We start from the raw sequence: 14,071 nt of genomic DNA, 5'->3' as shown, positions 1-14,071 counted from the left end.
TGAGCATTGAGGAAGTTCCCTGCTCAAGTTTGAACAGGGAACCCTTATCACATAATATCAATTGATTATTTTGTATCTACTAATTTAATATCAGTTTCATAAAGATTTGCAGCAGTATCTCTAACTTCTTTCCAACTATCTTTAGCCACATCGAGATCCTCTTTTATGAAAAATAGATCGTTAGGGTCCATAACTGCAATATTTTTAAGTAAAGATTTATATTTTGATCCAACTACATCCCATTTGGTTGAAAGATTTTGTAGTGCAGTAATTGCTATATCAATAGTCTCTGTTAAGGATTCAGTTTGCTCTTTTAGATTGGTTAAACCAGCTACTTCTAATTGAGCCTGGGTTATTTGTCCTGTTATATTCTTAATCTCTTCCTGAGCCTTATCCATCTCTTGCTTTGCTATAACAATTCCCGCTATACCTCCTGCTGTTGCTCCTAAACCACCTACAATGAACACCACTCCTAGTTTAGCTCCTAAACCAGTACCAATTAGAACTGCTCCGCCTATAATAGCAAGTGGGCCTAGAGCCGTTGCAACTGCTGAGGCAATAAGCAGTTTATTATATTCAGCAATTGTAGCATGATACGTTGTGAGTTGATTTTGCAACAGCGGAATTCCAGCATCTTGACTTGCTAAAATAGACGTTATTTGAGTTGCATCTTGTTTAAAGTTTTGCGTATCTGTTGCCATTTTCTTTCGGAATTCTCGCAGTTCTCCTAATAATTCGTCCACATCCGCCTTATTTGCTACAACATCATTATTTAGCCTTGTAAGTCCATTTGATAATGTTTCCTTGTCCTTATTGTTTACAGCTTCGATTAACGTATTATAGTAATTTTGAAATTTAGTATTATAATTAATAATGTTTTGATTCGTTGAAATCATTTGCGGTTTAAGTTTATCTAACCATTGCCCTGCATTTATTCTGGCAATATTTTGATCATTAATTATTTTCGTTCGTAAAGATGTATCAATTGAATTGAGCCCATTGAAATCAGCATTTGCTTGTTTAATGATTGTTAGAGCATAAAGGTCCATTACTAAAGCATTTGACCCTGTATTTGTTATTGCCTCTTTAAGACCCTCTGGTCCTAATGAATAATCCGGGTAATCGTCCGTTGTACCTGTTTTAGCGTGAATAGGAGTTGATTTAGCCGTGCTTTCCGCTGCAGAAGCATATGTTGGCATGATACTACCTGCTGCCATTACCGTTATTAATGCGGATAAAGCCATTACTTTATAAGGCTTTTTTGTCATTTTTGTCTTCTCCTTTAACTTTCAGTATAGTCATATTTCACTCTTTGCTTAAACTTAATTGATTGTTACATTTGAAATGAAATTTTCAAACTTTTTTGTTTGCAAATACAGTTCATCACTGAATTCTTTGAGCTGAATTAATTGATTTTGTAATCCAACACTATCCATGTGTGCCCCTACACTCAGATTGAGTTGGATTTGGATCATTGTATCATTTAGCGCTTTCCAATCATTCATCAAATATTCAAAAGTAGTAATTTGCCTCTTAATCATCTCAGTAAAACCATTCATTTGATCCTCAATAAATGTCATTTCAGTCACTTGAATTTGGGTTTCTGCTAACTGCTGAATTAGTGGTAGTAATTCTTTTTGTTTCTGCTCAATGATCCTAGCAGAAGCAGCTGTTTGGCTGTCGAAAAGATCTAAAATTCCACCACCAAGAGATGAAATAGAGATAAAATCTATAGTTTGAGTCTGAGCTGCTCCGCCCGCAATCGTAAAGACTTGCTTCCCAATATTTATAACGCCGTTACGAACTTCATTTGGTCTATTTAAAATTTTTGCGAGCTCTACCAGTATCTCTTCTTGAAGTCTTTTAATATCAGCTCTTAGCTGTGTAACAGTTCCATCTGACCCCTCTAGGGATTGAATTGCTATTTTTGCTTTTTCAGAAAACCCTTTGTTATCTTGAAGCAATAAATCATTAAAACGATTTAGCTGCAATAAGGTTTGGTTCATACTATCTTGGATAGTTTGTACGTCCTTTTGTAGTCTATTAAAAGCATTTACAAAACTCACTTTTGTTTCCGCATCTGTATTTACCGTTTCTGCTAAATCATATAATGTACCATAATAACCATTGAATCTTGTACTAAAACGCTGCATATCTTGATTTAAATCAACTAACTTAGGATTATATTCATCTAACCATTCGCGAACATGATTTTTTACAAATTCTTGGTGATTCGTTAAACTGCTCATACCAGTCCCTTTAATGGTTGGTTGCTGTAAAATAATTAATCCATATGCTTGCGCTAAAGGTGATTGTGAACCTAACGTTCTAATTGAATGTGATAATGTATTCGCATTTTTGACATTTTGTACATATGTGGGCTCTGATTTAGACTGCACCCTCTCCGCATAAGCACTTACATAGTTGGAAGGACTTGCTAATATTGCTGTAACCATTAATCCTGTAACTAAAGTTTTTTTCACTTGAACTCCTCCTTTTCTTATTTTTTAAAGAGAGATTCTAGATTAAGTCTGTTACAATTACTATTTTTATAAAGGAAATAGCAATAGATATTAACTAGATTCTTTCTTATTCTCCTTTTTCAGGGGATGGAAAAAGATACCCCCTATTAGAATATATAAACGTCAGAAAATACGCAATTTTATGATTAATTACCCACTATAAGACAATAGTGACTAGTTTTTTTATGTTTTGTTATATATATACCATTTGAAATATATATATTTTTTTTGGTAATGTCATATTTATAATAAAAAGATATATATGAATTAAGAAATCCAACGTTAATTGTCATAAATTCTACAATATTTTTGAATGTGCTTATCTTTCCAAAATGTAAAAATAAATACTCTTAAATTATGTTGGGGAATAAAATTTAACCTGTGACCAATTTTTACACGTATCTAAGCTTGTACCCCGTGCCATATTGGGAAAATTATACACTCGGACACAATTTGGACACATTTTAAGCGTTTTCTGTACATTAAGAGACATCTGTCCAGAAAATCTATGTTTATGGACAGGCGATAAAACTCAATAATATCAACGTTTTTTAGCTATAATCGTGTTCATAAAGTGTGTATATAAATCAGTGTTCAATTAAACTTAGTATTTTATCTTTATGAACATATACTCATCTAAAAAAACACTGTAATGATAAAGGTTTGTAATCCTTAACGTACAATTTTCCCGAAATAGTATGGTGAGGTCTAAAAGCAAAATAAAATTGTCAAAAGATGATACCAATTTGATACTATCCAATATTGATATCGAGAATGAAAATAATTTAAGAAGCTAAAAAAACAATATGCAGAAATTTTTATCAATTTGTAAATAAACAACAAAAATAAAAGAGAATAAGGCGCATATAATTCTAATGGAATTGTTGCATTAGAAATGGATAAAAACGTTTCTTCATCATCTTTACCAAATTGTGAGAATTGGGATTGTATCGTTAACAAAATATTATCAGCTGGTAATGCATATATTTGAATGCGCGTTTCTTTTCCAGACCAATCAAATATCTTTTTTTGAGTAATAGGGTCAGTATGTTGAAGTTTTAGAGATTACTTACACATCTATTAAAATTTTTGCACCAGAACCATACAATGTAATTGAAGCAATCCAGGAAACGAAAGATGGGGGGGGGGAATAGTCAATATTCAGTAAATTGTCTGCTTTTGTATGGAAGAAGAACGTCGGTTGGCATATGCCAACATGTTTGCTATCATTTACTTGTACAGATTGCTCTTCGAAAACTGAAGATATGAGGTTGGTTGCAGAAAAACGCTCCAACCGTAAAATCTTCAACGTTCTATCGCCCCATGCTTGCCGAAGTTGCGAAAACCAAGCTAAAGTAGGGAGTGTGGTGCGTCAATGTACAAGATACTTGTGTTCTCACCGTAGGGACTACGGGTAGAGCCTGCTAAGATAACCGGTGGATACATCGGTTATCTTAGCAGGAATCTCCCACTTCAAAAAGTCCGTAAGGACGTTAAGTGGTGAGTAGTTCAAACAATCGTTAGTAATTGATATAGTTCATTATACGTCGAAAAAAACGAAGTTTGGTTGTTGCAAACTTCGTTTTCGTGTATCTAGAGCATGAACTGTTTCAACGTCTTTTTACATGTCTATAGTCTTGTTCGACGAGATTGTTCAAATGTTTGACTGTGCAATGAGTTGTTTATAAAAACCTTGTACTTTTAATTTGTTAAATGCGCAAAGTAGTACTGGGGCCTTGTCTGTTTTGAGAACCGTTGGCTCTCCAAAAGCCTTCACCAATCTTTTCATAAAGGCATAGGCTGTCTGATGATCTCTAGTTTTTTGAAGTTGAATATCCAATATACATCCATTATTAAAGATTTTATGATATAAATAACAACATTTTCCTTTCACTTTTATATAAATCGCATCTAATTTCTAGAATGATTGAATCTTTCTATTTTTCTTCTTCCAGATTTGATAGATCAAATTACCATATTCATGGACCCAACGCATAATCGTTTTTGGATGAATATGAAATCTTCAGATTCTTTGAGGACCTCAGATACACCTCGATAACTAAAAAAACAAAAGTAATAGCCAACGGCTATCACAAAACTATCTTTCTTGAATTGTATTACCTTTCAAATATCCTATCTGTGATTTTTCTCATTTTCTTTTCTGAAAGTGATCTATTACTCAGGATTTAAGCCTCCTTTGAACTATATGGTCATAAATGAATTACATTTTTCTTTGGCCGATAAATTTTTGATAATCGTAAAAAAAGGAATTAAACCCGTGTCCATTGAGCATTTCTTCCTCGTGAAGCTAGCTTTATAAGACCAAGAGACTGGAAGGAAGCTAATGCTTTACTGATTGTACTTTCGGCAATATCTGGATAAACGTCACGAATATTTTCTTTAGTAAAAGGTTTTTTTTGCCTAATTATATAATTTTTAATTCGCTCAATTTTAGTATCCCTACATATAGAATCCTGAACTGTTAGATGCAAATCCTGATATGCTTCTAATATAATTGTTAAGAATATTTTTATCCAAAAACTAATATTATGCCCACGACAGTACCAATTAACTGAAGATTTAAAGATTGAATCATAGTATTTTGATTCATGTTTCTTTATATATTTATCTAAACATACATACCTTATAAATGTATGTTCACTCTTCATTAATAGTAATTGTATCAATATGAATGCGAGTCTTCGATTTCCCTGGTCAAAAGGGAGAATACAATAAAAATTCAATATAAATTGAGCTATTAATATAAGTGAATGAAACTCCTTATTCTTCACTAATGTATTATATTGCTCACATAATAGTTTTACAGATTGGGGAATAAGTTCCCGAGCTACTGGACGATAGCTACTGGAATGCATCCCATATTCAGGAACACCTGGGACAATAAATTGTTTTTTACGCCACATTGCACAGTCAGAAGTAATATAATGGATTAATTGAAAATGTAATTCTTGTATTGTCTCTGAGTTAACGGGTAGATTATGGAACTTTTTTTGCACAAGAGACATTGCTTGATAATAACAATATACGGCATCTTCTTCTATTGTTTTGGGTAACATTTCGTTCAAAATCAGTTCTTTTAACCTTTTATTCGGAACGTTTATATCCATAAAAACAGTATTAAAGTTTTTTATGTAATGAAGGGGGATAGTTTTCTCCAAATTATTGAATATATCAGGGTTTCTGTCTTGATAAGCGGATATTTTTCCTTTGTATTCACTAATTTCACTTATTAAACTTACCAGGTCTCTTTGTAGCTCTATATCTAAGTATTTCTCCTCAAAAAAATCTCTCATTTAATACCTCCATTGATTATTGAGTGTTGCTACATAAATTAATCTACTCTAAAAATATTTTACAATAATTTTTTACGATATTACTACTGAGGGTGTTGCAAAACTCATAAATATCCAATCTTTTTATATAGATAGGCTCTCATACAAGAAAAGCATGCGAGCCTATCTATAATCGGGAACTACCTTTCATTATTATAAAGAAAAAATCCATATACAACCAATAAGTTTTTCTATATTAAAACGCTACATTTTTTATATTTTATAGTAAGATTAGTGATTGAGGGTACAATTTTTCAAGAGAAAAAGGCAAACAATATAAATACTTTCTGAAAGTGATCAATTCAAGTTCAACAAAAAGCATTTGTTATTCTATAGCAAATGCTTTTTTACAAATTAAACACTTTTTTATAACATAAAAAAGGAATTGAGTGGCTAGAATCAATTCCTTTGGTGAAGCTATTTGTCAACGAACACCAGGTAAAAGAATCCTTCGTTAAACGTTGGATTCTTTTACTTTGTCTGTAACATGAATTTTAATACTGGATATGCCATTTTTCTTGTTGAACATCCTCGTTTGAGCGCTAATTGTTGTAATAGTTTTTATTGAAATGGTGATATTTCAATTTTTACAAAATGCTGAAAAGCATGAGATTACATTACAGGTATACCCTCTTTATAGATATAGTCTAAGCCCTCTATTACTAACTCCGATGCGGTTTGATTTAGATTTTCGTTATACAATGCGAACTCTTCCAGTCTTCAAACAAATGTGGTTCTAATGAAATAAATAACTTTTTATTTTCTTTTCGAAGCTTATGTTTTTGACCTTTCCAGTAATTTTGCTCTTGCATAACTGCATGATTGTCGATAGGTAAGTCTTTGAGGTTATTTCTAACTTTTCCCCCGATCCGCACAGTACGTGCCACTTTCATGGCATACCGCGCTCCATCTATATTGTAGTTTTCTTCTCACCCAATAATGATAAGTTCTAAGTAAACAACGCTAGTTTTTCGTTATTTGTTTCCACTTCAGTTTGTGATTTTATACAGATTTCCTCGTTTTTAACTAGTTTTCGCAATTTGTTGAGTTTGTTTAACTGTTCCTCGTTAAGTTGTAGCTCAAAGAATAGTTGGTTAATGATTTCAACTTTGGTTGCCTGAATTAGTCTGTAAATACTCGATTTAACAATTGTAAGGTTTTTGTAGCTATCATCCTTTGTTTCATTCCATAATTGCTTGTGACAACAATGGATGTCCCACAGGGTAGAAGTTTCTCCCCAGTTACACTACATCTGCCTTTTTGAGCGACGTATAGGGAGATTCGAGGTACATTTAATTTCTTAAGTTGATAACGATGTGGTGGGACCCCATCGCCATTAAGCTAAGAAAACAGATTAACCCCAAAACAAAAAAATCCTTCGCATAATATGTGAGAGAAAAGGAGAGATAAAGGTATTTTAACCTTATCTCTCTTTTTCTATATTAATTTATTTTCAGGTAAAAAGTTGATTAGTTATTACTATTTATAAGAACGTGAAGAAGTGTTGATGCCGGTTGGAACAGTGGTAAAGGTTGAGGGGGGAATCCAAGGAAATATCAGAGATGTGCATGATGATTTGGCGCAGGGTTATTAATCTATCTTCTATGAAATCGTGGGATTATATAAACATTTATTATCTTGGAGATTTTAAAATAAAACCTATCTAATTATAGAAGTGATTTGAACGTAAGGAAATTGTAAGAAAAGGATAAGAAAAAAGAAATTTTTATTGTATAGGATACAAATATAGAGAAGAGTAAAAGAGGGATTTACTATTTGTTAGGATTCAATAGCGTTTGTGAAAATAATATTGAGTAAGATAATTGCAAATTTACCTCGTTTTTTATCTGAATTTTCTAATTTGATTATTTCAACTTTATGAAGATAGTAGCTAGAAAATTTGTGTGATAGTATTTTAAATAGAAAAAAAAGACAATTCTGAAAAGAGGGTGTAATTTGGATGGTTTAACTATTATAAATTTTAGGGTTAGATAGCTATTAATGGATTATTTTCATTGAGTAGAGTTTTAGCTTGTAGAATATGAAAATCAAAGAAAGTTGTTCAGATAAATTAATGAAATATTATCGTTTTTTACTGTGGTTGTAATGACGATATAACTAGAAATCATTTAATTTATCCACGTTTATAGGTGAAAAAGATTATTTAGAGTCAGAAGTGAACGTATAAAAACTAAAAATAAATATATTTGAATGCATAAATAATATCAAAGATATTGAATTTTATAGTTATTGAAGTTTGAATACTATTAAATTTCGGATGGATATATGTAGAGTTATAAATTATGTGCAAAAAAGAGGTATTGTGTACACCAAAACATCCGTTTTAGTAAATTTAAGGAGCACATTTTATGAAAACTACCGATTCAAAAGGCCTATTAGGAAATAGGGTTTATTTACAAGTTTTCTCTGCCTATTCATTGCTTATGCTTGGTGTTTTTATTGATATGTTAGCGATTATGACTATAGTTGGGTTTGAATGGGAAGTAGATCCTACTATGATTGGATTGATTCCTGTTGCATATGCACTTCCTGGAATTATTTTTGGCTCATGGGCAGGTGTTATTGCAGATCGTTTTAGAAAAATTCCAATTATGATGTTCTGTAATTTGATGGTTGGTTTAATAACAATTGCTCTTTTATTTGTACAAAATATCCACTGGCTCTTAGTGGCATTAATGATTCGTTCCATTTTTATTGTTTTCTATTATCCTGCACAACAAACACTAACAAGACAGATTGTATCCCCAGATTTGCTTACTAAAGCAGTAAGTATCAACGGAATAGTAGAGCAGGGTACCAAGATAGTAGGCCCACTTATAGGGGGCATGTTGCTGAGTTGGTTTCAGCCAGAGTTCTGCCTCATTATAAGAGCTATAAGTTGTTTATTAGCTACGTTAGTTCTGATACCCACAATAAAATTCAAAGAAACTATATCGAAAGAACTTGTTGAAAAGCAAAAGCAAAGCACTTGGGCCGCTTGGGTACAAGGGTGGGGCTATGTGTTATCTAATCGGATAATATTATCAACTATGATTTTCGTTACAATAGCCATGGCAGTATTACAATTAGTAGACTCACAATTCCCGACTTTATTTAAGAGCTTATTCCCACATGATAAAAGTAAAATGGGATATATCATTTCTATTATTGGTCTTGGCGGAATACTTGGTGCATTACTAACTCAGAAATTAAAACAATTTCAATATGGTTGGGTAGTATGTGGAGGCATGGTTTTAATGGGAATTGGTTTTGGGGGGATTGGTTTGATAACGCCCGGTACGGTCTTCGTTTTGGCCTATCTGATTAGTTTTATCGCTGGTATTGGAAGTGGGCTGATGCTTGTATCTAATCAAGTCATTTTACAAATAGAATCTGATCAAGATCAAGTAGGAAGAGTATTTGGTATTCAAAGCAGTTTAACAAACGCAGTTCTAATTATTTCTCCTGCTATGAGTGGCCCATTAGTGCATTTGTTTGGAGTAACTCAACTCTATGTTTATGGTGGGATTGGGCTTGTTGTCATTGGAGTAATTGGAGTTTCACTGCAGAAATATTTATGGGCTAAACATAAACACGAACCTATAAGAGCAAATAATTTTTGAAGGGAAGATTTTTTATGACCAATGAGGAATGTTTTCCATTAAGTCACCCGCAGCGAAGAATATGGTATACAGAAGTTATTCATTCTGATAAAGGGATATGTAATTTAAGATTTTTATTTAAACTTCATCGAAAAATGGATTATTCAAAATTAAACCAAGTTGTGAATCGTGTTATCAGTGAAAATGACGGTCTGTGCATTAGATTAAAAGAAAATGGGCATCAGGAACCTAAACAATATTTTATTAAACATGAAGAACAAGAATTTGAGTTTTTCGATTTCAGTAATGTGGAGAATTCAGATTTACTTGAGGAATGGATTGAGCAGAAAACAAAAGAAACGTTTACATTATTTAATTCGAATTTATACTATTTCGCCTTAATAAAATTAAACGATAATGAATGTGCAGTCTTTGGAAATGTTCATCATATTATCATGGATGGTTTATCAATTCAAATATTTACTGAGCAGATTGCAAAACATTATTATGAAATGCATAACGAGACTGAGGAAGGCGAAATTAAAAATTCATATGTTCAATTTCTGGCTAATGAACAAACATACTTGAATAGTAGTCGCTTTCAAAAAGATCAAAAATTCTGGTTAGAGGAATTTAAAACACTTCCATCTGTGACCGGATTGAAGCCCTATAATACGTACCAAGTTAGTACCAAAGCATCACGCGAAACGTTTATATTATCGGAGCATTTGAAGAGAAAAATAGAATTGTTTTCCGAAAATTACAAATTTAGTTTATATACTCTTTTTGTCGCTACTTTCTCGTTGTCCATGTATCGGTGGACTTCATCGCTTGATATTGCATTAGGAATGGCTTACGGCAACCGTATGACTAAAATGGAACGAAAATTGATTGGAATGATGGTGAGTACAGTTCCTTTAAGAATGGATATTGACCCAGAAGAAGAAGTGCTTTCATTTATTGGTAGGGTGTCCAGAAAACAAAGTAAATCATTAAGACATCAGAAATATCCATTTGATTTATTATTAAAGCAGATTAATAAAGAGAATAACAGCAATGTGAGACTTTTCGGAACTACGATTGATTATAGGGATCGTGATGAAAGTGGTGACTCACTATGGATCGCAAACCGTGAAGAGGTACAAGATTTTGCAGTGCATATTGAAAATCTAATTGATATAGACTCTTTACATGTACATATTGATTATCGTGAGGAGCTATTTTCTAAGGAAGAGATAAAACGCTTTTTTAACGTTATGTTAGCGATAATGGAAAACACTTTTGAAAACCCAAAGCAGAAGGTAGCTGAAATCGAAATTATTTCTGATGAAGATAAAAGAAAAAGTTTAGTTGAGTTCAACAATCCTAAGCTGGATTTCCCACCTCGGGAAACTCTTCATGAATTGTTCGAACGACAAGCAATGATTTATCCAAACGCTATTGCAGTTACGTATGAAAAAGAAAAAGTTACTTATAAGGAGCTTAATGAACGAGCAAATCAGTTAGCTCATTATCTGCAGAAAAAGGGAATAGGACCTGATACTTTAGTTGGACTGTGTGTTGAACGTTCTCTCGAAATGATTGTAGGTATTTTAGGGATTTTGAAGGCTGGTGGGGCTTATGTTCCACTTGATCCAACATATCCAGAGCAGCGACTTCAATATATTTTAGAGGATGCAAGCATTCAGTTATTCGTAACGCAAGAAAGTTTAAAAGAATTGAAATGGTTACCAGAAAATGTTGAATCGATTTGCCTGGATCGTGATCAAGAAGAGATTGGGAAAGAAAGTAAGACCTTGCCGGTTTCTAATGTGAATTCCCAAAATCTTGCTTACGTAATCTATACTTCGGGATCAACAGGGAATCCAAAGGGCGTTATGATAGAGCATCACAATGTCATTCGGTTATTTAAATCGACGGATTGTTGGTATCAATTTAATGAAAAAGATACTTGGACGCTTTTTCATTCTTATGCATTTGATTTCTCAGTATGGGAAATTTGGGGAGCTTTATTATATGGTGGAAAATTAGTTGTTGTTCCGTACTGGATTAGTCGATCGCCAAAAGATTTTTATCAATTATTGGTGGAGGAAGAAGTCACAGTTCTAAATCAGACACCTTCCGCATTTCGACAATTAATACGAGTGTGTGAACACGAAGATAAGAATAAAAACTTGCAGCTGCGTTATGTGATATTTGGCGGAGAAGCGTTAGAACCCATTAGCTTGTTACCGTGGTTTCAAAGATATGGGGATAAAGAACCACAGCTAATTAACATGTATGGAATTACAGAAACTACAGTTCATGTTACGTATTATCCAATTACTCTAGATGATGTGCATCATGCTTCGAGAAGTAATATCGGAAAACGGATTCCAGATTTAGAAGTGTATATATTAGATGCTTATCAACAACCTGTTCCTATAGGTGTAGATGGTGAGCTTTATATTGGCGGGGCAGGGCTTGCACGTGGGTATTTAAATAGACCTGAATTAACAGCAGAGCGCTTTATATCTCATCCATTTAGTAGTGATCCGAAAGCAAGATTATACCGGACAGGAGACTTAGCGAGGTATTTGCCAGATGGGAATCTGGATTATCGTGGAAGAATTGATCATCAGGTTAAAATACGTGGTTTCCGAATTGAGATTGGGGAGATTGAGTCTACTTTAAATGCATATGCATCTATAAAAGAGGCAGTTGTAATTGTAAGAGAGGATCAACCGGGTGATAAACGATTAGTAGCTTATGTTGTAGGAGATGGAAATGTAGGTGCGTGGAGAGAGTATGTTAAAGCGAAACTACCGAGCTATATGGTACCTTCGGGATATGTGACGATGGAAGCCATTCCACTTACAGCTAACGGCAAAGTTGATCGTGAAGCCTTACCTATGCCAGAGGAAAAGCAGATTAATAGTGAATGTGTTGGTCCTCGGAATAGTAATGAACAGATACTGGCTACTATTTGGAAGCAAGTATTAGGTATTAAAAAGGTGGGAATCTATGATAATTTCTTTGAAATTGGTGGCGACTCGATTCTCAGTATTCAAATCATATCTCAAGCAAGTCAAGTAGGGTTAAAACTTACTCCAAAGCAAATGTTTGAATGCCCAACTATTGCCGAGCTGGCACAATTGGCTATAGAAACGCAGGGAGTACAAGCGGAGCAGGGGATTGTAACAGGAGATGTGCCTCTTACTCCAATTCAGTACTGGTTCTTCGAGCGAGAACATCCACATCCAGAGCATTGGAATCAATCAATGCTTTTAAGAGTAAAAGAGAGATTGGATGTGAAGTTACTAGAGGGAGCAATATTAAATTTAATCAAACATCATGATGCTTTACGTTTTCGGTACGAGCAGTTACCAAACGGAACATGGAGGCAGAGAAATGAAGGGACTGATGAGCTGTCAGTACTCCATGTTGTAAAGCGGAACAAAGTTAATGAAAAAGAGTGGAATAAAATAATACAAGAAGAGATGAACATTAATCAAGCTAGTTTCAATTTAGTTACTGGTCCGTTAATGAGAGTAGTTTACTTTGAGGATAACTTGACTGGAAATGATCGAATATTCTGGGTGATTCATCATTTAGTAGTAGATGGAGTATCGTGGAGAATTCTATTGGAAGATTTACAGGTGGTATATAACCAGATGAAACAAGGTCAAGGAATTCGCTTACCTGCGAAAAGTACATCTTTTAAAGAATGGTCTGAACGACTCCAGACATACAGTGATTCGGGTATTTCAAAAGAAGTACAGGATTATTGGAATGAACAAGTAGAAAAAGAAACGATGACAATTCCAATGGACTATCCAATACAAGAAACAACAGAAGAATCGATTGATCAAGTGACGAGGACTTTAGGAGTAGAAGAAACACAAGCATTGTTACACGAAGTTCCAGTCACTCATAAGACAAGGATTAATGAGGTACTATTGGCGGCATTAGGACAAGCTATCGTCGATTGTACAAATCAGCAAACGGTTTCTATTCATCTAGAAGGACACGGGAGAGAAGAGATGATTGAAGGTATTGATTTATCACGGACAGTGGGCTGGTTTACGAGTATTTATCCTGTTCATCTAAATTTTCAAGGAACTAAAACACCAATTGAAGGCTTAAAGGCTGTCAAAGAACAATTGCGTCGAATTCCGAATCACGGAGTAGACTATGGTATTTTACGTTACTTGAATAAAGAAATACTTCCGTTTTATCAGCAAAAGCCTTCAATAAGCTTTAACTATTTGGGCCAATTTGATCAGGTGTTTTCAAAGGAATCTTTGTTTATGCAAGAGGCAGGGTTTACATTTTTAGATCATGCTCCAGATTCCAAGCCATCTCATCTAATTGATGTTATCGGAATGGTGAAAGATGAAAAGTTACATTTTATTTGGATGTATAGTAGAGAACAGTTTTCCAAATTAAAAATTCAAGTAATAGCAGATGGTATGTTGAGGCATCTTCGCCAACTTATAAATAAACCAACAACAGAGTCAGCTTTTACGGTATCAGATTTTGCTGATGCAGAGGATCTTACGGAAGAAAGCTTGAGCAAAGTATTACTTAAATTAACAAAGAAGAGGGTGTAAAA

The 14,071-nt window shown here is 33.7% G+C and carries 6 protein-coding genes and 3 pseudogenes; 2 read left to right on the top strand and 7 right to left on the bottom strand.

Features of this window, described 5'->3' with window-relative positions; translation table 11 throughout:
- Positions 1 to 65 precede the first annotated feature (65 nt).
- From nheB to JDS98_RS30355, 7 genes and pseudogenes are all read right to left on the bottom strand, one after another.
- Positions 66 to 1,268: a non-hemolytic enterotoxin subunit B gene (gene nheB / locus JDS98_RS23810; protein WP_199634406.1), complete on the bottom strand. Its 1,203-nt coding sequence runs from the start codon at positions 1,266 to 1,268 to the stop codon at positions 66 to 68.
- 54 nt (positions 1,269 to 1,322) lie between these two features.
- On the bottom strand, positions 1,323 to 2,483 hold the full coding sequence (gene nheA, locus JDS98_RS23805) for a non-hemolytic enterotoxin subunit A (RefSeq protein ID WP_199634405.1): 1,161 nt from the start codon (positions 2,481 to 2,483) through the stop codon (positions 1,323 to 1,325).
- A 1,108-nt stretch (positions 2,484 to 3,591) separates the two neighbouring features.
- Positions 3,592 to 3,831 (bottom strand): hypothetical protein, encoded by a 240-nt coding sequence (locus JDS98_RS23800; RefSeq protein WP_199634404.1) that lies wholly within the window; start codon positions 3,829 to 3,831, stop codon positions 3,592 to 3,594.
- A gap of 200 nt (positions 3,832 to 4,031) precedes the next feature.
- A pseudogene (locus tag JDS98_RS23795) lies at positions 4,032 to 4,659 on the bottom strand (IS6 family transposase).
- A gap of 133 nt (positions 4,660 to 4,792) precedes the next feature.
- Positions 4,793 to 5,836, bottom strand: a complete 1,044-nt coding sequence (locus JDS98_RS23790) for a Fic family protein (protein ID WP_097958898.1) — start codon at positions 5,834 to 5,836, stop codon at positions 4,793 to 4,795.
- Between the two features lie 510 nt (positions 5,837 to 6,346).
- Positions 6,347 to 6,687, bottom strand: a pseudogene (locus JDS98_RS23785) (hypothetical protein).
- 137 nt (positions 6,688 to 6,824) lie between these two features.
- Positions 6,825 to 7,168, bottom strand: a pseudogene (locus JDS98_RS30355) (group II intron reverse transcriptase/maturase); the annotation flags it as partial.
- A 1,076-nt stretch (positions 7,169 to 8,244) separates the two neighbouring features.
- Between JDS98_RS30355 and JDS98_RS23780 the strand changes: the two are divergent.
- Together JDS98_RS23780 and JDS98_RS23775 are read left to right on the top strand one after the other, a co-directional pair.
- A complete protein-coding gene (locus JDS98_RS23780; protein WP_000858625.1) occupies positions 8,245 to 9,498 on the top strand; it encodes an MFS transporter in 1,254 nt (417 codons plus the stop codon).
- Between the two features lie 14 nt (positions 9,499 to 9,512).
- Positions 9,513 to 14,069 carry a non-ribosomal peptide synthetase gene (locus JDS98_RS23775; RefSeq protein WP_199634403.1) on the top strand — a complete coding sequence of 1,519 codons (4,557 nt, stop codon included), beginning with the start codon at positions 9,513 to 9,515 and terminating at the stop codon, positions 14,067 to 14,069.
- Positions 14,070 to 14,071 lie beyond the last annotated feature (2 nt).

It is taken from the genome of Bacillus cereus group sp. N11 (assembly GCF_016483605.1).
GTDB classification, from domain to species: Bacteria; Bacillota; Bacilli; order Bacillales; family Bacillaceae_G; genus Bacillus_A; species Bacillus_A toyonensis.
This window is presented reverse-complemented; position numbering and strand designations above follow the sequence as displayed.

Coding starts and splice junctions, on each gene's coding strand:
- nheB (WP_199634406.1), bottom strand. CDS start 1,268: ATGACAAAAAAGCCTTATAAAGTAATGGCTTTATCCGCATTAATAACG.
- JDS98_RS23790 (WP_097958898.1), bottom strand. CDS start 5,836: ATGAGAGATTTTTTTGAGGAGAAATACTTAGATATAGAGCTACAAAGA.
- JDS98_RS23780 (WP_000858625.1), top strand. CDS start 8,245: ATGAAAACTACCGATTCAAAAGGCCTATTAGGAAATAGGGTTTATTTA.
- JDS98_RS23775 (WP_199634403.1), top strand. CDS start 9,513: ATGACCAATGAGGAATGTTTTCCATTAAGTCACCCGCAGCGAAGAATA.